Origin of the sequence: Blautia pseudococcoides (assembly GCF_001689125.2) — a bacterium.
GTDB classification, from domain to species: domain Bacteria; phylum Bacillota; class Clostridia; order Lachnospirales; family Lachnospiraceae; genus Blautia; species Blautia pseudococcoides.
The window spans coordinates 4,918,120-4,943,061 of the sequence record NZ_CP015405.2 but is presented as its reverse complement, the minus strand read 5'-3'; the positions used below and the strand labels follow the sequence as shown (position 1 = coordinate 4,943,061).

21 protein-coding genes are annotated in these 24,942 nt (G+C 48.0%); 2 read left to right on the top strand and 19 right to left on the bottom strand.

Features of this window, described 5'->3' with window-relative positions:
- Nucleotide 1: 1 nt before the first annotated feature.
- The 13 genes from A4V09_RS23190 to A4V09_RS23130 form a co-directional block, all read right to left on the bottom strand.
- Nucleotides 2–1,747: a glycoside hydrolase family 35 protein gene (locus A4V09_RS23190; protein WP_089280607.1), complete on the bottom strand. Its 1,746-nt coding sequence runs from the start codon at nt 1,745–1,747 to the stop codon at nt 2–4.
- A 126-nt stretch (nt 1,748–1,873) separates the two neighbouring features.
- Nucleotides 1,874–3,460: an extracellular solute-binding protein gene (locus A4V09_RS23185; protein ID WP_065544421.1), complete on the bottom strand. Its 1,587-nt coding sequence runs from the start codon at nt 3,458–3,460 to the stop codon at nt 1,874–1,876.
- 82 nt (nt 3,461–3,542) lie between these two features.
- Nucleotides 3,543–4,451, bottom strand: coding sequence for a carbohydrate ABC transporter permease (locus A4V09_RS23180; protein WP_065544420.1), 909 nt, complete (start codon nt 4,449–4,451; stop codon nt 3,543–3,545).
- 12 nt (nt 4,452–4,463) lie between these two features.
- Nucleotides 4,464–5,426 (bottom strand): ABC transporter permease, encoded by a 963-nt coding sequence (locus A4V09_RS23175; protein ID WP_242963895.1) that lies wholly within the window; start codon nt 5,424–5,426, stop codon nt 4,464–4,466.
- A gap of 233 nt (nt 5,427–5,659) precedes the next feature.
- Nucleotides 5,660–6,697 carry a LacI family DNA-binding transcriptional regulator gene (locus A4V09_RS23170; RefSeq protein WP_065544419.1) on the bottom strand — a complete coding sequence of 346 codons (1,038 nt, stop codon included), beginning with the start codon at nt 6,695–6,697 and terminating at the stop codon, nt 5,660–5,662.
- A 325-nt stretch (nt 6,698–7,022) separates the two neighbouring features.
- A complete protein-coding gene (locus A4V09_RS23165) occupies nt 7,023–7,331 on the bottom strand; it encodes a helix-turn-helix domain-containing protein (RefSeq protein ID WP_065544418.1) in 309 nt (102 codons plus the stop codon).
- Nucleotides 7,332–7,339: 8 nt separating this feature from the next.
- Nucleotides 7,340–7,756 (bottom strand): response regulator, encoded by a 417-nt coding sequence (locus A4V09_RS23160; RefSeq protein WP_162291129.1) that lies wholly within the window; start codon nt 7,754–7,756, stop codon nt 7,340–7,342.
- Nucleotides 7,757–7,772: 16 nt separating this feature from the next.
- The gene (locus A4V09_RS23155) at nt 7,773–9,464 is read right to left on the bottom strand and encodes a sensor histidine kinase (RefSeq protein ID WP_065544416.1); all 1,692 of its coding nucleotides are present in this window, start codon (nt 9,462–9,464) and stop codon (nt 7,773–7,775) included.
- Between the two features lie 14 nt (nt 9,465–9,478).
- Nucleotides 9,479–11,122 carry a type 2 periplasmic-binding domain-containing protein gene (locus A4V09_RS23150; protein ID WP_065544415.1) on the bottom strand — a complete coding sequence of 548 codons (1,644 nt, stop codon included), beginning with the start codon at nt 11,120–11,122 and terminating at the stop codon, nt 9,479–9,481.
- 297 nt (nt 11,123–11,419) lie between these two features.
- The gene (locus tag A4V09_RS23145; RefSeq protein WP_065544414.1) at nt 11,420–13,225 is read right to left on the bottom strand and encodes an aminopeptidase P family protein; all 1,806 of its coding nucleotides are present in this window, start codon (nt 13,223–13,225) and stop codon (nt 11,420–11,422) included.
- A gap of 24 nt (nt 13,226–13,249) precedes the next feature.
- Nucleotides 13,250–15,391: a Tex family protein gene (locus tag A4V09_RS23140; RefSeq protein ID WP_065544413.1), complete on the bottom strand. Its 2,142-nt coding sequence runs from the start codon at nt 15,389–15,391 to the stop codon at nt 13,250–13,252.
- Between the two features lie 67 nt (nt 15,392–15,458).
- The gene (xylB, locus tag A4V09_RS23135; protein WP_065544412.1) at nt 15,459–16,940 is read right to left on the bottom strand and encodes a xylulokinase; all 1,482 of its coding nucleotides are present in this window, start codon (nt 16,938–16,940) and stop codon (nt 15,459–15,461) included.
- A gap of 1 nt (nt 16,941) precedes the next feature.
- A complete protein-coding gene (locus A4V09_RS23130) occupies nt 16,942–17,655 on the bottom strand; it encodes a helix-turn-helix domain-containing protein (RefSeq protein WP_065544411.1) in 714 nt (237 codons plus the stop codon).
- 211 nt (nt 17,656–17,866) lie between these two features.
- Here A4V09_RS23130 and A4V09_RS23125 point away from each other — a divergent pair, with 211 nt between their 5' ends.
- The gene (locus tag A4V09_RS23125) at nt 17,867–18,469 is read left to right on the top strand and encodes a hypothetical protein (protein WP_065544410.1); all 603 of its coding nucleotides are present in this window, start codon (nt 17,867–17,869) and stop codon (nt 18,467–18,469) included.
- A gap of 48 nt (nt 18,470–18,517) precedes the next feature.
- Here the strand turns inward: A4V09_RS23125 and A4V09_RS23120 are convergent, their stop codons facing one another.
- The gene (locus tag A4V09_RS23120; RefSeq protein ID WP_065544409.1) at nt 18,518–18,949 is read right to left on the bottom strand and encodes a DUF2752 domain-containing protein; all 432 of its coding nucleotides are present in this window, start codon (nt 18,947–18,949) and stop codon (nt 18,518–18,520) included.
- Nucleotides 18,950–19,052: 103 nt separating this feature from the next.
- Between A4V09_RS23120 and A4V09_RS23115 the strand changes: the two genes are divergently transcribed.
- A complete protein-coding gene (locus tag A4V09_RS23115; protein ID WP_065544408.1) occupies nt 19,053–19,829 on the top strand; it encodes a DUF975 family protein in 777 nt (258 codons plus the stop codon).
- Between the two features lie 717 nt (nt 19,830–20,546).
- Here A4V09_RS23115 and A4V09_RS23105 read toward each other — a convergent pair.
- The 5 genes from A4V09_RS23105 to A4V09_RS23085 form a co-directional block, all read right to left on the bottom strand.
- A complete protein-coding gene (locus A4V09_RS23105) occupies nt 20,547–21,752 on the bottom strand; it encodes a cofactor-independent phosphoglycerate mutase (protein ID WP_065544407.1) in 1,206 nt (401 codons plus the stop codon).
- An 11-nt stretch (nt 21,753–21,763) separates the two neighbouring features.
- On the bottom strand, nt 21,764–22,981 hold the full coding sequence (locus A4V09_RS23100; protein WP_065544406.1) for a homoserine dehydrogenase: 1,218 nt from the start codon (nt 22,979–22,981) through the stop codon (nt 21,764–21,766).
- Nucleotides 22,982–22,985: 4 nt separating this feature from the next.
- The gene (locus A4V09_RS23095) at nt 22,986–23,429 is read right to left on the bottom strand and encodes an ACT domain-containing protein (protein ID WP_065544405.1); all 444 of its coding nucleotides are present in this window, start codon (nt 23,427–23,429) and stop codon (nt 22,986–22,988) included.
- Between the two features lie 74 nt (nt 23,430–23,503).
- Nucleotides 23,504–24,626 (bottom strand): peptide chain release factor 2 gene (prfB, locus tag A4V09_RS23090; RefSeq protein ID WP_099421556.1). Its coding sequence is split into 2 segments (ribosomal slippage): nt 23,504–24,550 and nt 24,552–24,626, totalling 1,122 coding nucleotides; the frame shifts between segments, so codons are not numbered across the junction.
- A 36-nt stretch (nt 24,627–24,662) separates the two neighbouring features.
- Complete coding sequence (locus A4V09_RS23085) at nt 24,663–24,905, bottom strand: hypothetical protein (RefSeq protein ID WP_065544403.1); 243 nt, start codon at nt 24,903–24,905, stop codon at nt 24,663–24,665.
- Nucleotides 24,906–24,942 lie beyond the last annotated feature (37 nt).

The window sequence follows — 24,942 nt, the reverse complement described above, 5'->3', positions numbered from 1 at the left end:
CTCATCCAAGGTCCGGTTCACCGCAAAGTGAGATGCTGCCCGGGGTTTTTCCCTCTGTCTCAAAAATAAGGATCGTATTTTCCCCTTCTCTCAACAGCGGGGCCGGTATATATAACCGCTTCTGCGGACCGATTTCCCAAAAACGCCCGATATTAAATCCATTGACCAGCACACAGCCTTTTCCCCATCCGGTAAAGTCAAGGAAGGTATCCCCTGTCTCGTCAGTCTCAAATGTAAATTCATAGAATCCCGGCTCTCCCGCTTTGATCGGGACCCCAAAATCGAGACCGCTTAAATCTTCCATTGGCAGGCAGTATTCTGTCCAGTGATAATGTTGGTGCCCGTTGATCTGCACGCTTCTGTCGATTCCTTTGCGCTGCTGCTCAAGAGCCGGCCCGAAGTTGACACGGCCCATATTTTCCATCAAAATGGAGATCTTCTCCCCCTTCCGGACCGGATTCTCAAATGTATACTCTGTCAGCAGTTCCCTGTCATACAGTGTCAATACAGGCTTTTCATCCACAAACATATTTGCTCTGTCATTGGCGCCCCACAGACGGATTTTTTCAATAGGTCCCTCGTATTTCAACGGGCTTTCATACAATATGTATCCGTATCCCTGGCCCAGCTTTTCCATGGACTGAGGATATACACAGTCAACCGGCAAGGCTATGTTTTTCAGGTTTCCGAAAAGCCCGGCTTTTCTGGCTGTCTTCAGCGTTCCGTAGTCTTTTCTTTTTATCTCCGTACTCAGACTTACTTCCGGTATCTCCGTATATTTGCTGATAACCCGGCGGAACGCTTCATATTTTGGTGTGATCCTTCCGTCCTCAGTCAGCAGGGCGTCATAATCGTAGGAAGTCACGTCCGGAGTCAGCTCATCATAGTAGTTGGAGCCATTTGTAAATCCAAAATTCGTACCGCCCTCAAACATATAAATATTCACATGCCCCTCAGACAGGATTTCATCCAAATCCTTCACATGCTCATCCAAATCTCCGGTCTGATGGCATTCCACACCCCAGTTGTCAAACCAGCCCACCCAGAACTCCATGCACATAAGGGGCTTGTCCCCTATCTTCTCACGCATAATGGCAAACTGTTCTTTTCCCTTGGAGCCAAAATTTCCGGTCTGCAGGACACCGTCTATTTTTCCGCAGTCAAAGGCATCTCCCCACGGACCGTCTGAAGTTACAAGCGGAACCTCACATCCGCATTCTGTCATGAGATCCTTCATGTATTCCAGATATTCCCTGTCATCACCATAGTAGCCATACTCATTCTCCACCTGCATCATAATGACCGGACCGCCCTGTGTATACTGCAGAGGCGCAATGACCTTAAAAAGCTCCTCATAGTATGCTCTCACATGCTGCAGATAAGGCTCATACATGCACCGAAGGCGCATACCGTCCTCCCTCAGAAGCCAATAGGGAAGTCCGCCGAATTCCCACTCCGCACAGATATAGGGAGACGGTCTTAAGATCACCAGCAGTCCCAGCTCCTGGGCCGTCTTCACATAACGGGCAATATCCAGAATACCGCTGAAGTCAAACACGCCTTTCTCCTTCTCATGAAGGTTCCAGGGAATATAGGTCTCAACCGTATTACATCCCAAAGCCTTTAACTTTTCCAGTCTGTCCCTCCAATATTCAGGGACCACACGGAAATAATGCATCCCGCCGGAAATAATTTTGATCTTTTTTCCGTCCAGATAAAAATCTTCCTTTATCTCAAATTTTTCCACAGTTACTCCTTTCTGAACTTTCATTTGTTCATACGGCAAATGGGAATGCCAAATGCCGGGCACTTTTCTCTGCGCCAGTATTGGTATTCCCATGCGTTTTACTAAATTTTCCTAATTATGATTTTATCACTTTTCGCCTCTGAATGCATCAATATCTTTCTGAATAGATGCTTTTACTTCTTCATAGCCGGCTGCTTTGAGTTTTTCCCTCATTTCGTCAATTGCCTTGTGAGGATCTTCATATTTTCCATAACCAAGCTGTGGCAGATACTCAGATAACACGTTGGCAATGGCTGCCTGCTGTGTCTCGATCGCATTTTTGTCAATGATCAGGTTTTCAAATTCATAATCATACGCAATCTTATCATAATTATCTATCATATCCTGGGTGCCTTCCCACCAGCTTACATTCTGCAGTTCCAGGTCGTCGTTACGGCCGCACCAGAAGTTGGCATCCACTTTGTCAGTTGCCTCATCCCATCCTTCCGGATAATCCAGCTTGCCGTCCTCTGTCACAATGTAGTCTGTTCCCTCAACACCATAGTTGATGTAACGGTAGCATTCTTCATCATTGCGGAGTAGATCATACACCATAAGGGCTCTCTCAGGGTGTTTGGAATTGGCACTGATCGCTGCGGCACCGTGAGTCTTGATGGGTTTTGCCACATTGTTGTTTTCCTGTCCCCAGTAATACATTTTCACATCAGAACCCGGCTGTTTTACATCCATGTTGGGTTTTACCTGTGAATAGTAAGTCTGGCTGTGGTGCTGGTCTGCCGCGCAGGTACCTGCATACATTTCCACTCTGGTATCGCCGTCATAGTTCAGGGCATCCTCACGCCATACGCCGATCTCATTCCATTCTTTCATGATATCTGCCGCTTCATAGATCGCATCGTCCTCCATGAACGGAGAAGAAACGGTATAGGGATCTTCTTTGGAGGTAAACCAGAATTCATAATTACCTGCATTACATCCGATAAGCGGACGGTAATTTGTATTAGATAAAATATATGGCTCCAGAAGGCTTCCCAGGTTATTCTTTCCTGCATCCCACGGAACAACATCCGGCTTGTTGTCTTTTACATATTTGAAATACGTTGTCAGTTCGTCAAATTTTGTGATGGTTCCGTCCGTGATGCCTGCCTCTTTTGCCCAGTCTCCGCGGTACATCATTCCATGGTTTGTATACTGGGTGTATTTATCCTCAGGGATGAACATGATCTCATCGTTCAATTTGCAGATATCCCAGTTGCCGTCAGCGTCAACCTGTTCCCAGGTCTTCGGTGCGTATGTCTTCAGCATATCTTCTGTCAGGGGCAGGAATGCACCTTTCTGCGCATTTTCCCATCCGTACAGCCAGTCTGTAGCGGTTGTGATAATGTCAAGGGATGCGTCACCGCTTAAAAGCTGTGTATTATACTGTGTCTGCCAGTCAGCCCACTCAACATAAGTGAGTTCCAGCTCTGCATTTACTTTTTCAGTCAGGACTTTGTTTAACTCTTTCAGCATCTCATCTAATCTGCCGTTGGAAGGTTTGTTTCCCAGAACCAGCATATTGATGACTTCATGGCTGGATGTGTCAATAGTTCCGTCCTCTTTCACTTTGGAACCTCCGTCACCGCCTTTGCTTCCGCAGCCTGCCAGGCTTGCTCCCATTAATACAGCCATGGTCAGAGCCAGAGTACGTTTTACTGTGGTATTCTTTTTCATTTTGATCCTCCACTTCTTATATTTTTTATTCATATAAATCCCTTACAGGGTAATTCATATCAGTCAGCAGTTACAAAAATCATTAGCCTTTTACCGCTCCCACGGTGATACCGGAGATAAAATACTTCTGTACAAAAGGATACAAAAATACGATCGGTCCGGTTGCCACAACTGCTGTGGCCATCTTCAGTGTATTGGACGGAAGGTCTGCAACCGTCACAGCAGCACCGGCCATTGAATTCTTAAGCGCAGCCGCCTGGTTTATAATGTTGTACAGATAATACTGCAGCGGTTTATAATCCACCTCTGAACCCAGATACAGGGATGAGAGGTACCATTCGTTCCAGTAGCCCAGAGCCAGAAACAGGCCCACAGTTGCCAGTGCCGGTTTCAGCATGGGCAGAACAAGGGAAATAAAAATCCTGAAGTCTCCGGCCCCGTCAATTTTACCGGACTCGGTGATCTCAAAGGGCACGGATTTTGCAAAGTTCTTCATCAGAATGATCAGCCACGGTGTCATAAGCAATTGGAAGAACACGGCAAAGTATGTACCTTTTAACTGCAGATATCTGGATACCCAGATGAAAGTGGGCGCCATACCTGCGGAAAACAGGGTTGTAAAGTATATGAAAAAGGATATTACATTCCTGAAGGGAAAATCCTTTCTCTGCAGGGCATAGCCGGTCATGGCAATGACGAACAGTCCTACAAGGGTTCCGCAGACCGTAAGAAGAATCGTGACTGCGTAAGAGCCCAGTATCATTTTCGGGAAACGGAACACCCAGGTATATGCATCCAATGTGAATTCTTTCGGAAGCAGGCCGAACCCTTCCTTCATGATCACGCTCTCTGTACTGAATGAAGCCGATATGATAAGAATAAACGGCAGCAGACAGATCAGCGCAAAAGCTGTGATCACCAGATAAGAGATCATTTTTACGATCCAGGTACTGGCGTCCTGTTTTATCTTTGTCTTATTTTGATTCTGCACTTTATTCACCTCCTAGAATAATGCGTAATCCGGATCGATCCGTTTTACCAGCCAGTTACTAAACATAACAAGGGCAAATCCAAAGATGGACTGGTACAGCCCCACTGCAGACGATGTAGAGAAGTTGTTCTGCGTTGTCATGGTCCTGTATACAAACGTCTCAATAATATCTGTTGTCTGGAAGAGCTGGGAGTTATTGCCTACCATGTTCCAGAATAAACCGAAGTTACCCTTCATAATGCCGCCTAAAGCAAAGAGCAGAAGAATAATAAATGTAGGTTTCAGGCTTGGAAGGATGATGTAGCGGATTCTCTGCCAGCTCGTTGCTCCGTCCACTTCCGCGGCCTCCATCATACCGGAATCAATGCCGCAGATCGCTGCAAAATAAACAACCGAACCGTATCCTGTCTGCTGCCACATCTGACAGAAGATAATGATAAACGGCCATATACCTGCCATACTGTAAATCTTGACAGGGTCTCCGCCTGTTTCACGCAGCAGTGTATTTAACGCACCTGTATCGTAATTCAGGATATTAAATGCGATGGCTCCGATCAATACCACAGAGATGAAATACGGCAGGAACATAATGGTCTGGGATACCTTTTTAAAATATTTGTTACGCACTTCGTTCAGCATAACGGCAAGTGTGATCTGCACCACATTGCCCAGAACAATAAAGACCACATTATAAAGCAGGGTATTTCTGGTCAACTTCCAAAGTTCACCGGATTGAATCAGGAATTCAAAGTTCTTCAGCCCCACAAACGGACTGCCGAAAATTCCTTCCCGGAAATTATAGTTCGTAAACGCTATGTACACACCCGGCAGGGGGCAGTAATTAAAGACTACAAAAAACACCACGGCAGGAAGACACATCAGCAGCAATGTCCGGTTGTCCTTTACTTTTTTCCAGAATGGCTTTTTGGCACCTGCCATGACCGCTGTTCCTGTTTTATTTTTCCTTGCTTTCACATCATTCTCCTCCTCTTTTTGAAATCGGTTTTAACAATTGCCTGCTTCCACTCATTCTCCTAGGTTAAACACACGTACATTTCCTCCTGTTCTTGTTCTATTTTATTACAACTGCCCTTTAACTGCAGATGTTTTTATGTATTTCCACGATACCCATGCCCCTTCTATTGAAACCCGTTTCAATATGGGTATGATTTACCTTTTCTATGTTTTAAGATTATTTACGTTTTCTCTTATCCGTTATACTTTGCCGTGGACTCACGGATCACCAGTTTAGGGGGTATGAGCTGCATTTTGGACGGATCTTTCCCCTCGATCGCCATGATAGCTGTCTCTACCAGAGTATTGGCGAATCTGTCATAATTATATCCCACACTTGTCAGGCATGGTGTCTCAGATTCCGCGATAAATGTATCATCAAAGCTTAAAATGGAGATGTCTTCCGGTATAAAAAGTCCGTGGCGGCGGATAGACTGCATAATGCCCATTGCCATAAAATCATTGATGGCAATGACCGCTGTGGGAAGTTCTTGTCCGCTGTCGAAAATCCTGTCCATCACCTGAAGCCCGCACTCCACGGAATACTCCGGTGTCTCCACAATGTCATCTGCCGAAAATGCGATCCCATGTTTTCTCAGACTGCTTCGGTAAGTGACCCGCTTTGTATAAGTGGAATTCACATCTCTCCTGCCCCCAATAAGCGCAATCTTTTGGTGGCCGTACCCAATGAGATGCTCCATGGCATCCTCCATGGCCTTTTTCTGATCTATATTAACCTGGTAGCAGTCACTGCCGTCCAGTTTGCCTGTGATGACCACGGGGATCGTATCTGTGATCTGGTTGATCTTCTCCACATACTCCTCGTCTGAAACCATCTCGTCCACTTTGCCGCCGATCATGATCAGGGCATCCACCCGCATCTCGATCATCTTCTGCAGGTTCTGTTCCTGAAGCTCCATATCATTCAGATAATTGCTGAGCATCAGGCTGTAGCCTCTTTCATTGGCAGCCCTCTCACAGGCCACGGCAAGTGTTGCATAAAAAGGATTTCTGATATCCGGGATCAGGAAACCGATGAGCTTTGTCTTTGTGCTGCTCAGACTGCGCGCCATGGCATTTGGCCGGAAATCATATTTCCTGATCAGAGCCTCCACCTTGATCCGCTTCTCTGTGCTGACATTGGCATTGCCTGTCAGGACCCTGGAAACGGTTGCCGGGGATACGCCTGCTTCCTTTGCGATATGATAAATACTAACTCTCTCTTTTCCCATTGTCTCACCTGTTCATATATAATGTATAGATTGTAATACTTCCAGTATAATATATGAAACCGCTTTCTACAAGACAAATCTTACAAATCACTGCTTTGTCATATTCACCAATGGATTTATCTATATTATAAAGGGAGAATCACAAAATGCACATGTAATTATTTTTTTATTTTGGTACTTTTTTTGATTCCAGGTAAAAACTTTACCAGCTTTTGTTCAATGATGTATAATCGTTCAGACAGGTCTGCACTGCGCTGACCGTATAAATGTGTGGCGGCAGCAGGCATCCGGCTATCGGGAAGCGGTTTTCTAAACTGTTACATTCCTACAGATTCTTCCTATATTTACTGGGGGAGATCCCTGTGTTTTTCTTGAAAACCTTTATAAAATAAAAATAGTCGTTATAACCTGTCTGCTCTGCAATGGATTCCACGGAAAGGCTCTCATCCGCAAGCAGCTCCTTTGCTTTCTGGATTCGTTTTGAGGTAATATACTCTGAGAAGGAGAGTCCCAGCTCTGCCTTTAACTGGCTGCTCAGATAACCGGTGCTGATCCCGTAAGCCTCCGCCAGGCCGGAGAGGGTGATATTTTCTGTGTATCTCTCCTGTATCTCCCGGATGATCTTGTCCATCATGGAAGAGTTTATGGGTTCCGCCGCAGATACTTCCTCCCCCCCCCCCGCCCGCTTCTGAATGCTCCCAGCAGTCTTTCCAGAACCTGGTCCAGCTTCTCCTGCTCCACTGGTTTCAGCAGATAGTCAAATGTCCCCATCCGGATCGCGGACTGGGCATACTCAAATTCTGCGTACCCGCTGATAAAGATCACTTTCACATCCAACCCTTTCTCTCTGAGTTTCTCCAAAAGCTGCAGACCGTTCAGGCCTGGCATACGGATATCGGAAATCAGGACATCAGGCTTTTTCTCCAAAATCTCCTCCATGGCAGCCACCCCATTGTTTGCTTCCCCGATCACCTGAAACGGCAGTCCTGATTTTTCAATCTGCTTTTTTAAACCGATCACCACCCATGTTTCATCATCTGCCAGATAAATCCTGTACATTTTCACCGCCCCTTTCTTATACCTCATCCGGTATTATAATTGTGATTTTTGTCCCCACTCCCAATCTGCTCTCTATCCGAAATACCACGTCATCCCCGTAAAATAACTTTAGTCTCTGGTATATATTCGCCACTCCGATCCCCTTCTGTCCGGTTGGCCTGCTATCCAGATTGTCCCGCATCCATACCAGTTTTGCCGGTTCAATCCCACAGCCGTTGTCCTCCACCACAAACCTCATATGGCGCTCCCCCTCCATATGTATGGATACGTTTACTTCCCCGTCCTCCATTTTCTGTTCCAGACCGTGGAATACGGCATTTTCCACCAGAGGCTGAAGCATGAGCTTGATCACCCGCTTCTCTTTCACTGCCTCATCCATCTTAATGTCCACATCTATTTTTCCCATGAAGCGGTAATCTATGATCTTGGCATATTCCCTGATATAGCTGACTTCCTCCTCCACACTGACAATGTTATCCCCTTTTACGGCAAAGCGGAATACCTTTGACAGCGCCATAGTGATTTCCGCAATGTCCTCCACCTCATAGTAAAGTGCCATGGAACAGATGCACTCAAAGGTATTATACAGAAAATGAGGATTGATCTGATTTCGGTAGGCTAAAACCTGAAGTTGTTTCTTGGCGATTTCCGCCTCATACATTTTTTTCTGGGATTCCTGGATTTCCTGGTTCATCTTCTGCTGTTTGTCCAGCATATGATTCAGACTGTGCACCACTGTACCGATCTCATCCTCCCTTCCTATCTCCATTCTCTCCTCAGGCCTGTACACAATCCCCTGGATAAACAGGTCCACCCGGTGCAGAGGCCCTACAAAACGTTTATAACAGAACCATACCAGCAGTATCAGGAGGGCAAATGCCAGCACATACGCTGTGGTCACAAATTTTTTGCCGTTCTCGGTGCTGCTGCTCATTTCACTTTCCGGTATACGGCTGACTACTTTCCATCCGTCCATGCGCACACTGCGCACTTTCACATAATAGCCGTCCGTGCTCCTCATCATACTTCTGTCCAGCTCTTCCAGCCCGTCATTTCCTCTGGATGCTATTATCTGATCATTGCCGTCAAGCAGATATACCTGTGTATTCTCCGTGGTCTGGGAATCCTCCAGAAGCCCTGACAGGTTATCTGTCCGCATCATCATCACACACATGCCAATCTGAATGCCGTACTTCCGGTTATTCAGATCATAGACCGGGAAATATACCGTGTAAAAAGGCACCCCGGCCTGATTCAGATAAAATATATCTCCAAATTCCATCTTCTTCTTCAAAAGTGTTACAAAATCCGGGTTATTTGCCGCCTTTCCCATAGCTGCGATCTGGTTCAGAGAGGTGTCATAGAGATAGATCCCGGCTATGTCACTCTCCAGCAGAACCGTATTGGAAAAAATCTCCGACAAATCCTCTGACGCCATAACTCTGGACACAGGGTCCATGGTAAAATAATCATATGTTGTGGGAGAATAGGCCATGGCGGTAGCTACATGGTTCAGTGTGTCATGGAAATCCTCCATCTTTCCTTCTACCTGCAGCAGAATCTTTTCGTTCAGATCAATGGTCCGGTCCCTGAGCATTCTGCTGGAATAGCTGTCTGTAACCGTGTAGGCTGCCAGCAGGAGGAACATGATAAGGGCAGTGAACGCGATAAGCTGAAGCCATAAACTGTCTTTTAATCTCTTCCTCATTGCCGTCCTCTCCCTCATTTATTTATTTTCTCTATGCTTACGCCGTATTCCCTGCAGTTTTTCTGGTAAATCTCATTCTTATAGGCATCCAGACTTTCAATTCCTATTTTTTTCAAGGTTTCTGTCATCTCCGTGTACCTGGATTCGGCTTCCTCCCTGCTTTCCGCCAATATGATCCTGGGGATCTGTTCCTTTTCATATTCCTTTATCCGCGCATCCAGAATGCCTTCCTCACTTTCCGGCGGAATATCTTCCGCTGTCAACGGAAGCAGGGATTCATCATAGCTGACCGTACTCCCGTGGCCGCCGTACGCTGTGAATATATCCTTTTCCGCCGCTGTGCTGCTGCCCTTTTCCGGTTCCGGCAGCACGCTTCTCTCCCAGGAAAAATTATCAAACATCCACCATGCCCCCTGCCCGGTCTGCCCGTAATCCAGGGACGCTTTCTCACCCTTCTCTGTCTGCAACACATATCCCCGGTCATCCAGACAATAATCACTTCCCTCATATCCAAAGCTCCAAAATAAAAGACCGTCATTACTGGTCATATAGTCCAGCCAGGACGCAACCTTCCTGGGATTGCTGCAGTCCTTTGAGATAAATGTTCCCAGCCAGCCTGTGGGTGCCCTCAGATTTTTCCCAAGGACCGGCGTCTCCCCGCCTGAGGAAAAGACGGGGCCAGAGGAGACCCATTTTGTGTAATCTATCCCGCTGTTGGCCACATTGCCAATAAAACACAATACATTTCCCTTGGCCATCAGGGTCTTTATCTTGGCGTTTTCATAGGTGAGCTGTTCCGGGGACGCGTAGCCTTTCCGTATAGCCTCATTTAAAAACAAGAGTGCGTGTTTTGACTCCGGCTGCAGAAGGATATCCCGGTAGTTCCCGTTCTCATCTACTCGTTCCGCGCCAAAGGTGTATTCCAAAAATTTCACGGTAGGGTCAATATATCCCTTACCATCCACCAAGAGAGGGATCACTGCCTCCCCGCCTACATCCAGGTGCATATTTTTTACCTGTTCCCAGGCAGCAAGGACCTGTTTTTCTGTCTGCACATCCGCAATGGCCAGCCCTGCTTTTTCCAGCAGCTCCCTGTTCCATATGATCGTATTGTTGTCACTGTTATTGTTCCAGTCCTCATAGAACTTAGAACTGGGCTTCCAGATCTTCCTGGAATCCTGGGAATTCATATGGGAGGGATAAGCATACCAGCCGCCGTCCCGCTTTATCAGCTCTCTTTTAATATCCTCCGGGAAGGATGTCAGAAGATGGGAATCCGGGCAATACCGTTTTAAAAACTCATCCAGGTCCCATACCTTTCCGGATGTGATAAGCTGGCTGATGGTCGTCTCATCTGTGAGTGAAATAATATCCGGCAGTTCATCATTGAGCAGCATAAGGCTGAGCTGCGCATCCGCGTTCTGCGGCGGTACGGTAATATCCAGGGCCAGGCCGGTCTTCCCGGTAATATCCCCGGTAATGGTTCCCTCCTCCGTGCTCCAGGAGGGCGGTTCCCAGAAATTTACATCGCAGAACAGGGAAGCGGTCACATATGGCTCTTTCTCCTCATGATCTGTTTTGTCCCGCACCACACTGCATCCTGCGAGCAGCAAGGCCCCTGCTGTGAGGGTGAGCAATATCATCTCTCGTATCTTCATCTTTTCCTCCATTTATGTCACCAAATCCGTAACCGTTCAGACCCCCGGACTGTTACCGAAATCCTCTGCTTTTATTTTATCATTGCAGGCACTACATTGACAATGCTATTCCCAAATTGTTTTTTCATAACAGGGACTTTGCCGCAGCGGATCAGACATCCGAATTGTTATATTTTGCCGCTGTCAGCAGGAGGATCTGTGAACAATATCAGTGTCAAAAATAAAAAGCGCTTATATCCATAACTAAGTACAGATATAAGCGTTATTATATGATGATCCTACTGATAACTGCAGAAATTACAGCTTAATCTCAGCCGTAGCCTCCCAAAGCCACTCACGCTCCTCCTGGTTTTCCAGAAGAGGTGCTATGGTTTCATACACGTGTTTGTGATAAGCATTGAGCCATTTGAGTTCTTCTTCTCCAAGCAGTTCCGGCAGGATAGCCTCCCGCTCGAAGGGAACCAGGGTCACAACCTCAAATTCCATGAACTGGCCGTAGGCATTTTTCTCACCTTTTCGGCACATGAGCAGATTCTCGCAGCGGATTCCGTATCTGCCTTCCAGGTAAAGTCCCGGTTCGTCGGAAATCAGCACACCCTCCTCCAGAGGCACATAGCCGCCCGGACGGACCGCGCTGTTCCAATTAATATTCTGGGGTCCCTCGTGTACGTTCAGAAGGAATCCCACACCGTGTCCTGTACCGTGGTTGAAATCAAGGCCTCTCTCCCACAGCGGGCCTCTTGCCAGGCAATCCAGATGCGCTCCGCCCATTCCATACATAAACTTTGCAGTTGCCAGACGGATGTTTCCCTTGAGCACCAGTGTGAAATGTTCTTTTTGTTCCTGTGTCAGCTCACCAACCGCAATGGTTCTGGTGATATCTGTAGTCCCCTGCCAATACTGTCCGCCGGAATCAATGAGAAAGAATCCTTCCGGCTCCACTTTGGCGCAGTCGTCTTTGGCAGGTGCATAATGGCACATCGCCGCATTCGGTCCGTAGGCGCAGATGGTTCCAAAGCTCAGATCCAGGAAATCAGGGTCCTGGGCACGCAGTTCATAGCTTTTCTCTGCAGCGCTGTACTCTGTTATCTCCTCTTTTCCCACATTCTGCTTCAGCCAGTATATAAACCGGCACATAGCCTTTGCATCCTTTATGTGGGCTGTGCGCACATTTTCCCTCTCCACCCGGTTCTTCATGGCCTTCATGGGTTTGGAAGGGTTAATACCGTCCACCTTCTTAACACTGCCCGGTATCTTTTCAAACAGAGCATAATTGACCACCGATTCATCCAGCAGAACGGTATCCTCATCCTTAAATTTTTTCACGTCCTCATATACCCGGAAATATGAAAGGATGGTGATCCCGGCCTTCTCAAGCTCTTCCCTGACTGCCGGGGATACGGCTTCCTCCTGTACATAAAAGAATACGTCCTGCTCGGTAAGGATCACATAGGATAGGATAACAGGATTGCACTCAATATCATTGCCTCTGATGTTCAGCAGCCAGGCAATGTCATCCAGGCTGGAAAGCAGATGGGTATTGGCCCCGTTCTCTTTCATGGTCCTGCGGACATCTGCCAGCTTCTCTTCTCTGGATCTGCCTACATATTTCACATCCACAAGAAAGGCCTGCTCCCGTGACATCATAGGCCTGTCATCCCAGATTTTCCCGCCCAGGTCGTCCTGGCACAGAAAACGGCCCTGCTTCTTTTCCATCATATCTGCATAGGCCTTTCCCTGGCTGATACTGATGGTTCTGCCGTCACATCCCAGGCAGCCGCCTGCCGGAATATTTTCCTTAAGAAACTCGTCCACTGTGGGGACTCCCTCTTCCCTCATTTTCATCAGGGTAACACCTGTGTCCTCCAGCTCTTTTCCTGCCTGGATAAAATACCGCCCGTCCGTCCAGAGATAAGCGCTGTCTCTTGTCACCACCAGGGTTCCCGCGGAACCGGTGAATCCTGACAGCCAGGCGCGTACCTTGAAATACGCCCCCACATACTCTGACTGGTGAAAATCCGCAGTTGGCACAAGGTACATGTCCATGCCTAATGCTTTCATCTCTTCCTGCAGCTTCTCAATCCTTACTCTGTTTACATTCATTCCCGACCCTTCCTTTCCGTATCCTTAGATACCTTTCATAGTAAGAGAGATCCTCTTCTTATTCAAATCCACACTGAGTACCTTCACATCCACAACGTCACCGACGCTGACGGCCTCCAGGGGATGTTTGATAAACCGTTCTGTCATCTGGGAAATATGCACCAGGCCGTCCTGATGCACACCGATATCCACAAATGCTCCGAAATCAATGACATTTCTCACGGTTCCTTTGAGAACCATGCCCTCTTTTAAGTCCTTCATATCCAGGACATCCGTGCGCAGCACCGGTTTGGGCATCTCCTCCCTGGGATCACGGCCGGGTTTGGTGAGTTCTTTTACAATATCCCTCAGAGTCATCTCCCCCACACCCAGCTTCTCTGCCATCTTTTTGTAGTCCTTCACATAATATACCGCATTGCCGCCAAAGATATCCACAGGCTTCATTCCCATACTGTCCAGGAATTTTTCAGCAGCCACATAGCTTTCGGGATGGACACTGGTGGCATCCAGGGGATTTTTACCGCCTGTGATGCGCAGGAAGCCCGCACACTGCTCAAAGGCCTTCGGTCCCAGCTTTGCCACTTTCAAAAGCTGTTTTCTGTCCTCAAAGCGTCCGTTTTCCTCCCGGTAGGTTACTATGTTCTTCGCAATGGCCTTGCTGACCCCTGACACATACTCCAAAAGAGAGACAGAGGCCGTGTTCAGATCCACACCAACCTTATTCACACAGTCCTCCACCACGCCTGACAGGGCTTCCCCCAGCTTCTTCTGGTTCATGTCATGCTGATACTGGCCCACTCCGATGGATTTCGGGTCAATCTTAACCAGCTCTGCCAATGGGTCCTGGAGACGTCTTGCTATGGATGCCGCGCTTCTTTGCCCCACATCAAAGTTGGGGAATTCCTCTGTGGCAAGTTTACTTGCAGAGTATACGGAAGCTCCGGCCTCATTGGTGATAACATAATGCACCTTCTCCGGAATTTCTTTTAAAAGCTCTACGATCACCTGCTCCGATTCCCTGGAAGCGGTTCCGTTGCCAAGAGAGATCAGAGTGATACCGTATTTTTTGATCAGCTTTTTCAAAGTTTCTTTTGCAGCCGCGATCTTAGCCGGTGTAGTGGGCGCTGTAGGATAAACCACCACCGTATCCAGCACCTTTCCAGTGGGGTCTACCACAGCCAGCTTACAGCCGGTACGGAAAGCCGGGTCCCATCCGAGAACCACCTGTCCCACAATAGGAGGCTGCATAAGAAGCTGTTCCAGGTTCTTCTTGAAAACCTTGATCGCACCGTCCTCCGCCTTCTCTGTCATATCATTGCGGATTTCCCTCTCAATGGCAGGACCGATCAGACGGCTGTAGCTGTCCTCCACCACATCCTTCAAAACAGGGGTAGTGTTTGGATTGCTGCGGGTGATCACTTGTTTTTCCAGGTAACGGATAACATCCTCTGTGGGCGCCTCTATTTTCACGGTCAGGATTTTTTCCTTCTCCCCCCGGTTCAGGGCCAGGACTCTGTGGCCTGCCACTTTTGCGATGGGCTCCTCATACTCGTAATACATCTCATAGACAGACTGCTCTTTCGGGTTCTTGGCCGCAGAGATCACCCTTCCCTTCTTCACGGTCATATCCCGGATACGGATACGGTAGTCCGCTTCATCGGAAATGCTCTCAGCCACTATATCCTTTGCGCCTGCAATAGCATCCTCCACTGTCCCCACATCTTTTTCCTCAGACAGAAATGCCTTTGCTTCCTCCTCCAGAGACTTGTCCGTCATCTGCAGCAGAATAATGTCTGCCAGAGGTTCCAGGCCCTTCTCCTTGGCGATAGTGGCTCTTGTACGGCGTTTCGGACGATACGGACGATATAAATCTTCCACAACCACCAGAGTCTGGGCTGCCAGGATCTGCTTTTTCAGCTCCTCAGTCAGCTTGCCCTGCTCCTCAATGCTGGCAAGCACCTGTGTCTTCTTGTCCTCCAGGTTGCGCAGGTAATTCAGGCGTTCGTACAGATTTCTCAGCACTTCGTCGTTCAGCGCACCGGTGGCTTCCTTACGGTAACGGGAAATAAACGGTATGGTATTTCCCTCATCTATCAGTTTAACGGCAGCTTCCACCTGCCACTTCTCCACTTTTAATTCTTCTGTCAATGTTAAAATGATATCCATGGGGTTTCTCCTTTTATCCTTCATTCAAGTTTGTCATATAACACCTTATCAATAGGAAAGGAATTTGTCAAGAAAACAGCGTTTTGTTTCTCTGATAAAGCTCCATAAAACGGGCAAAGCCTTCCCTGTAAATCTTCACCCGCTCTTTATCCGGGACTGTCACCTCAGTTCCCGGACGAAGCAGCACGCCGCACGCCTCCTCATAGGAAGAAAACGCACCGCAGCCCACGGCTGCCGTCATGGCAGCTCCCACACAGGCCTGTTCCGCCTCCCCTGCTGTATGGATCTCCGCCTCAAATACATCTGCCTGTATCTCCCGGAAAAGCTGTCCCCTGGCTCCGCCGCCGGATGCGATCACCCTGTCAAAATGGATTCCCATATCTTGAAATATCTCCAGTGATTCCTTCAGCCCGAAAATAACGCCCTCCATTGTGCTTCGGATCAGATGTTCCCGGCTGTGGTACAGACTCATGCCAAAATAAATCCCCCGGGCATTAGGGTCATTGCAGGGACAGCGCTCTCCGCTCAGATATGGAAGAAAGAGGAGTCCGTCACTTCCCGCAGGGGCTGTCCCTGCCAGGTTCGTCATCTCCTCAAAATCCCTCATATGAAGCATATTATCCCTGAGCCACTTCAGAGCCACACCTCCGGTCAGGGAGGAGCCCTGTATCTCCCAAAGCCCTCTGCCTGTATGGCAGAAGGTATTTGTGCGGAATCTTGTGTCATAGACCGGTTTGTCAAGGGCACAGGCCACCTGGCTGGCAGTGCCAATATTACAGGAGAGGATTCCCGGCTTAATGATCCCGTTTCCGGCCAGCTGCATCATGGAATCACCGCCCCCCAGAAATAAAGGCGTCCCCTCCATGATCCCTGTTTCCTTTGAACAGGAAGCACTGACACTGCCTCCCCTTTCAAAAGCTTCCCCGCAGACCGGAAATATTTCCCGCTCAAGGCCAAGCCTGTCGATCAGTTCCCAGGCCCACTGCCTCTTTTTCACATCAAATATGCCTGTGGAGGAGGCATCAGTCACATCCGTGGCTGCCTCACCGCACATACAAAAGCGGATATAATCTTTCGGCAGCATGACTTTTGCAGTCTTTGCGTACCGCTCCGGTTCATGTTCCCGCATCCAGAGCAGGGAGGATACGAGAAACCCTGTACAGGGCGTATTTAAGGTGATCCGGTTCCACTCCTCCCCGGATATGGTGTCCCAGATATGCCCAATGGCATCCTGGGAGCGCTGGTCTGCCCAGATGACAGCATTTCGCACCGGCTTACCGTTTTTGTCCACTGCTGCCATACCGTGCATCTGTCCTGAAAAACTAATGCCCCGGATATCTGCCGCTGCCCCGGGGTGTTTTCCCAGCAGCGCCCTGATGCATTCTTTTGTCTGCTGCCAAAGATATTCCATATCCTGCTCTGCCTCGCAGGGTGTTTTTTTTATCATGTCATATCCTGCTGCCTCTGTGCCCAGCACCGCGCCGTCAGCACCCAAAAGCATAACTTTCACACTTGATGTCCCCAAATCTATTCCGCAATAATATTCCATTTCACTTAGCTCCCTCACCCGGCCTACATTCCCAAAGTCCGCATCCTTTTCGGATAAATGCCTCCAGTTCATCCTGCAGTTCTTTTTCAAAAGCTTTCCATATATGATTCAGACAGGACAGATTTACTACGTCTTCTTCCAATATGATGGACGGCAGGTATCCCAGGTTCTCATAGAGGGAAGCCACTACCTCCGCATTGGCCCTGGTATTTCCCTTTTCAATCTCCCTGTAGCGCTTCACACTCACGTCCAGGACATCTGCCATCTCACTCTGGGTCATTTCATTTGCCATACGGATCTTGTACCAGATGGTCCGCTTGGAGGTATGAGGAAATACCTGATACCTGAGAAGTTCGATCTCCCTGGTAAAAAGCGCAGCCGCACTCCCTGCTATCTGCGCAGCTTCCATGCCCTGCTGTACGGTCCAGACAATGAGCTGGAGCAGCTCTGCTCTCTTCTTTTTGCTGCACTGTTCCATCAGTTCATCCAGTACCGTTCGGAGGCTGCCGCACCCTGAGATCAGGTAATCCACATCTATATTGTTCTTTTTCAGATTATACAGCTCCTCACCGGAGATGATCTTTTTCCCCTTCTCCAGCTTGCTGTAATGGCTCTGCGTAATCCCCATGACACTGCCCATGTTCTCCTGGCTCATGTTCTGCATCTGCCTGTACGCATTTAACCGATTTAACATTTTATCATAAGCATTGCTCATGGTTCATCCATTCCTCACTTTAAGTTTCACGTATTGGATAGTTCCATGTTCAATTGTAAATTGTTTCTCTATGCCCTTTTATATCCTATTTGTGACTACCCCTTATATTTTCCAGTCTTGCCCTATTTTCCTATCCATGATAGAATGTAGTTTGACAAACGAGAAAAATATACTTATATAATTGAAAATACATGAAATGAGGTTTGACTTTATGAATGATCCTTATGATGAGAATAACCAGGAGATGGGATATGGGCAGGAGCCCCCGCAGGGTCCCGTCATCTATCCGGAACCGCCGGCAGAACACATCTATGAAGGCAGTCCCGGATTTGCTTCCGCTGCCCTTACAATGGGAATCCTTTCCCTTGTGTCCATGTGCTGTTTTCCGCCTTTGGCACTTTTATTCGGAGGGCTTGGCCTTCTGTTCGGCATTATATCAAAGGGAACCTATGCCCGCCCCGGCAATGCCAAAGCCGGCATGGCACTTTCCTCCGCTGGAATCGCCATTGTGGCGGCGATTGTCCTGTTCTTTACTTCCACCATGCTCTCCACCAGTGAGGGGCGTACGTTTTTCAGCCAGTATCTGCATATACTGACACATCCTGAAGAATACACGGAAGATGACATTTATGATTTCCTGCAGGATTACCTGTACCGTAATACAAACCCAGGCAGTGGTTCCGGCAGCGGCATCACTTCCCCCTACGGTCAGGATAATGATCATGACTATGAAAATCCGGACCGGCCGGATCACAATGACGGTGGACAGGATCACTATTATCCCGCACCGGATGAGGGTGATAAATTTATCTAAATGTTTATGAAAGCGTCTGACCGGAGCCTGCTCCCATGCCGGACGCTTTTACAATATATCAATTCCCCATACCAGCTTCAAAAGATTACGCACCACCCACTGGATGAGTATAATGGCTGCTGCCAGATAAAGGTACAGGTCGCGGTAACGCATTCCCACTGCCAGCCTGCCCCTGGTCAGGTATTCTAAGGTGTGGGAGATCATATACCAGGCAAAGACAGCAGCAGTGTACACCACCACCGGATGACAGAGAAAGGATTTTACGATCTTCCCCTGGAAAAGGGCCGCACATGCCCTGGTGCCTCCGCAGCCCGGACAGTAATAACCTGTCAGCTCCAAAAAGATGCAGGGAAGGGAAAAGATTTTCATCTGCATATGAAGGCCCCTGGTCAATCCTGCAAGGACTGCGGCGGCTCCAAAGAGCATCCACCCCAGTATATATAGGCTTTTTTCTTCTTTTTTACTCATTCGCGGTTCCATTTTCACCTCTTGTAACCTCGTTTAATTATGTTATAATAAGCATGATAACGTGCCGGAATTGCCGGCCATTTCCTTAAATACGAAAGAATGGAGATTTTGTTTTATGAAAAGAAATTCTGCTGCTATAAAGCTGATCGCCCGTGAAAATCTCTCCGGCAGATACGGCACCCCCATGGCTGCGCTGCTTCTGATGTTACTGTGCAGTCTTCTGCCTTCTATGTTGATCACTAATACCATGAGCACTGCCACGGTCCTGGGGATCGTGACCACCCAGCTTCTCAATTATATGGTATCCCTGCTGGTGGCTGTTGTGGGCGCAGGCTATGCCAAGCTTATGCTGAATATCAGCCGCGGTGAAGCTTTTGCGGTAAAGGACTTGTTCTTTGCCTTCTCACACCACCCTGACCGTTTCATCGTTGTCCACTTGATCCTGCTGGTTATACAGTTTATCTTTGCCCTTCCCTTTGACCTGCCGGGTTATATGAACAAGGACATGTCTGATAATGCCATTCTGCTTCTCATGCTCTTCGGCAGTCTGACGAATCTGGCGGTGAACATGATACTTGGCCTGTTCTTCGGCCTTGCAGACTATCTTCTCCTGGACAACACGGACATGAGTGCCATGGAGGCAATGAGAGAAAGCCTGCGGCTTATGAAAGGAAATAAAGGACGTCTTCTCTACATGGACCTGAGCTTTATCCCCCTTATGCTGCTGAGCCTGCTTTCCTGCTATGTGGGATTTCTGTGGCTGACACCGTATATGAGAGCTGCCGGCGCTGTGTTCTATATGGACGTTACCGGTGAACTGGATACTCCCAGGCCGAAACCTGCGCCACAAGAGAATGACAGTTACAATAATTCATATTGGACCGGACAGTAATTATCATACATCCAATTTAAGAAGATAGCAATAATTGATAGGTTTTATACCTGAAAAATCTAAAAACAGGCGGCAGAAAGTATGTTATGTAAACTTTCTGCCGCCATTCTGTTTTATCTCTTTTTTGAGGTGCGATAAAAGGAATAGTCGTCATATTACTCTGCAGTACATGGGCTGCAAACTCTGCCCTCATATGGTCTGATGATAATGGGTAGCTAGTACGGCATCTACGTGTTTTACGGCAAAAGGATCTAATACAAAAGGAACAGCTCTTAGATTGGGCTGCATATTCCTGGCACCACTCCTGAACTTCTATTGCCTTTTCTGCAGTCAGCCTCCTGACAGATGTCTCTGTCTCCTCTTTATAAAGCGTATACACTGCCATATCTTCCCTGATCTCAGGAGCACATTTGAGGATTCTGTCTATAGCCTCCTTACTGTGGGACGTCAGAAACACGAACGCCAGGTACGAAAATCATCCGGCTGTCCAAAGCTCTCCAGCACCTCTAAAACACTGGTTATTCCGCAGTTATTATCTCCAGTTAGTATATTGATTTGTGCCAGGTTGTCTAATTTCAAGGATCTTATGCCGTTCACAATCATTTCTTTATAATTCATCTTTATAACCCGGATTCCATATAAAAAGCAAGCAGGAACACGGCTTAACGGCCGCAGTTCCTGCTATATCTTCTTTTTCATATTTATCTTTTCGTATGACTATTTAGCCTCAAACAAATACCCCATCAGCTCATGCCCTTTTTCCACCAGCTCCCCGCTCTTAGAAGCCTCCTCCTCGTTATACGTCCAGTCATGTGTCTCCTGTCTCCTGCTGTCATACAAGAGATAAGGAACCGGGTTGGCTGTATGTGTCTTCACACAGATAGGGGTCGGATGGTCAGGAAGGACCAGCATCCGATATGCCTCGCCGGATGCATCCAGCGCGTCTTTTACCGGGCGGATCACCCTGGCGTCCAGATATTCGATCGCTTTTATTTTCTTTTCCACACTGCCCTGGTGGCCCATCTCGTCCGGTGCCTCCACATGGATATACGCAAAATCGTATCCCTCTTTCAGCAGTGCGTCCACAGCCGCCTGTGCTTTTCCTTCATAGTTAGTGTTCAGGCCGCCGTTTGCGCCTTCCACGGTGATATTATACATATCCGTACCCACCGCAATTCCTTTTAGCAGATCCACTGCGGAGATCATGGCGCCTTTCTTGTGGTATTTTTCCTCAAAAGAAGACAGGGCAGGCTTTGTTCCTGCTCCCCAGAACCACAAGCTGTTTGCCGGATTCAGACCATTTTTCTTTCTCTCCTCATTCAGAGGATGGTGGGCCAGAATCTCATAGCTCTTTTTCTGCATGTCCAAAAGAAGCTGTTCCTTGGGCAGATAGTCTTTAATACCTTTTCCTCGGATATCGTGGGGCGGTGTCAAAGGCACCACATCGCCTTTTGCCCAGATCAGGCAGTGGCGGTAGCTGGTTCCCACATAGAACTGGAACATTTCGTTCTGCAGCTCTTTTTTCACCGCTTCTAACAACACCGCAGCATCCTCTGTGCTGATGTCATCGGAGCTGTGGTCTAAAATCCTCTTGTCTTCGTAATTCTCCTCTTCCTCGGAGAGTGTGACAATATTGGCGCGTATGGCAACATCCCCGTCTTTCATTTCCACACCGATATTCAGTGCCTCCAGAGGAGAACGCCCTGAGTAATATACCTTGGGGTCGTAACCCAGAACTGACAGGTTCGCTGTGTCACTTCCGGGATTCATCCCCTCCGGTACGGTCTTTACCATACCAATCTCCGACAAAGCCGCCAATTCATCCATAGCGGGGGTATGGGCATACGCCAGAGGCGTCCTGCCGCCCAGTTCTTGAAGCGGCTCATCAGCCATTCCGTCGCCTAATATCAAAACGTATTTCATTCTCAGCACCTCTATGCACGAACGCGGATTCTTGTGATAATGTCCGGAAGTTTGGCCGCTTTCTCTTCAAACGCCGCCTCACTCATGGGCGCTGTGACAAAACCGAATTCTCCCGCCACATCAGGCACACCCACTGTCTTTACTTTTCCAAACACTTCTTCCACACTGCCGATATCGCCTGTCATGCTGCCTTTGATGCGCACAAAGAAAGGATGCTCCACATCTTTGATGTCCATCCGTTCCAGACGTTTGCTGCTCCAGCTCATCATGATATTTCTGTGCAGATGCTTTGCACAGTCAACCACATCGCCCACCACCGCACTCGCAGTGGGAAGCTTGCCAGCGCCGCTGCCGTAGAACATGGCGTCGCCCAGCACATTGCCGTGTATGAAAATAGCGTTAAATACACCGTTTACGCTGTAGAGAGGGCTGTCCTGCCCTACCAGCACCGGGCTTACCATGGCATAAAACCTGCCGTCTTCCCTTTTGCTGGTTGCCAGCAGCTTGATGCTCATGCCAATGCCTTTGGCATATTTCACATCCTCCACCGTGATCTTAGTGATTCCCTCTGTATAAATGTCCTCATAATCCACATGGCATCCGAATGCCAGGGAGGAGAGAATGGCAATTTTCCTGCAGGCATCAAAGCCTTCCACATCCGCCTCCGGATTGCGCTCTGCATAGCCTTTCTCCTGTGCCTCTTTCAGCACATCCTCAAAATCCGCATTCTCCTCCGCCATTTTGGTAAGGATATAGTTGGTTGTTCCGTTTAATATACCGGAAATCTCGTCAATCTCGTCCGCTGTCAGAGAAGAGTTCAGTGGTCGGATAATGGGGATCCCTCCGCCGCAGCTTGCCTCGAATAAATAGTTGATGTCTTTTTCCCTGGCAATCTCAAGAAGCTCCAGTCCGTGTCTTGCAACCAGCTCTTTGTTGGATGTGCAGACACATTTGCCTGCCTCCAGCGCACGCTTGGTAAAGGTATAAGCAGGCTCCACGCCCCCCATAACCTCCACGATGATCTGTACTTCCGGGTCATTGATAATGGTCTCAAAATCATGCACAAGAACATCTTCCACCGGGTCTCCCGGAAATTCTCTCAGATCCAGCACGTATTTGATATTGATCTCCTCGCCGGCCTTCTTGTTGATGCTCTCATGATTGGTGTTAATAACTTCCACAACGCCTGAACCTACGGTTCCGTATCCTAAAACTGCTATCTGTATCATGCTTTTACTCCCTGCCTAAGATTTTCAGATAATGTACGCCCTCAATGTGCTCTATTTCATCCACCATAGTCTCCGCATCCCCCTGTGTGGGCAGGATCTCCACGCTGATGGTCAGACTGGCTATCCCGTTGATCGGAATACTCTGGTGTACGGTCAGAATGTTGCCGTGATACTGGGCAATGGTCCTTAATACCGCAGAGAGCAGCCCAGGCTCGTCATCCATCTGAAGTATGAATGTAATGTTCTGTCCTTTGGTTTTTTCTTTAAAAGGAAAGATATCATCCTTATATTTATAAAAGGAACTTCTGCTGATACCCACAGCTTCCACTGCTTCCTGCACCGTGACAGACCTTTTGGATTCCAGTAGTTTCTTGGCTTCCACTACCTTCAAGAGGACTTCCGGCACTGCTTTTTCTGTTACTACAAAATACCTTTTATTGTCTGACATTTTCTTCCCCTTTGTTTGTTCTTGGAATACATTTGTATGTCTCCAAAAGATATTAGCACATTTAGGCAATTTTATCAACTGTTTTTCTTATTTCCCAAAGCAATCCACTTTAAATAGGCATTGATAAAGTTATCAATGGCACCGTTCATAACCGCATCCACATTTCCGGATTCCTCGTTTGTACGATGGTCCTTCACCATAGTGTACGGCTGCATCACATAAGAACGGATCTGACTGCCCCAGCCAATGTCTGTCAATTCTCCCTGGATACCGGAGAGTTTCTGTTCCTGCTCCTGCTGTTTCAGAAGAAACAGCTTAGCTTTCAGCATCTGCATGGCCTTGTCTTTATTCTGGAACTGTGACCGCTCGTTCTGGCACTGTACCACGATCCCTGTGGGGAGATGGGTGATTCGTATGGCGGAGGAGGTTTTATTAATATGCTGTCCGCCCGCACCGCTGGAACGGTAGGTGTCTATCCTCAGATCATCATCTTTGATCTCTACGTCCACATCCTCCTCAATATCCGGCATTACATCGCAGGATACAAAGGAAGTCTGGCGTTTACCCGCTGCGTTGAACGGTGAAATACGGACAAGACGGTGAACGCCTTTTTCAGACTTCAGATATCCGTAGGCATTTTCCCCGTTGACCTGGAAAGTCACAGACTTGATCCCTGCCTCGTCCCCATCCAGATAATCCAGTACCTCTGTGCTGAAGCCGTGGCGGTCCGCCCACTTCATATACATACGGTACAGCATACTTGCCCAGTCGCAGGACTCGGTTCCGCCGGCCCCTGCATGGAGGGTGACAATGGCGTTGTCCTTGTCATATTCTCCTGACAGAAGTGTTTTTACACGGATATTTTCAAAGTCCGTGATAAACTCATCCAGCATTTCCTGGATATCCGGGATGACGGAGGCGTCATTCTCCTCGTATCCCATCTCTATCATCAGCTCGATCTCTTCCTTCTGGTTCTGGAGCTTGTTGTAAATCTCTATATCTTCTTTGAGGGTGCTCAGCTCCTTCATCATCTTCTGGGACCGCTCCGGGTTATCCCAGAAATCCGGCGCCTCCATTTCCCTCTCTAATTCTTCAACCCGCTTTTCCTTATTAGCCAGGTTAAAGTGAATCCCTCACTTCCACTAATGGTCCTGTGTAGTTGTTCAAAGTATATTTGAACTGGTCTAATTCTACCATTTAGCTTCACCTCTTTCTGTGAATATTTTTTTATTTTTATTCTTCGTCGATCTCCACAGTCACCATGTAAATGGATACCTGCTGTTCGACCCTGCGCACAGTGCCTGCAAGCTTTGTGAGCGGCCGTTTCAGATTGCTGGACATGGCGATGGCATCCTTGATGGTATAATAATACATCATACCTGACATGGTGCTGGCCCTGTCCTCCTTCAGATCTACGCGGTCGCCGGGTTTTACCAGACCCTCGCGCTCCATGGTGAAATCCACCATCTGTCCCATTTTCTCACCTTCCTGCTCACATAGGATGTGTTTTATA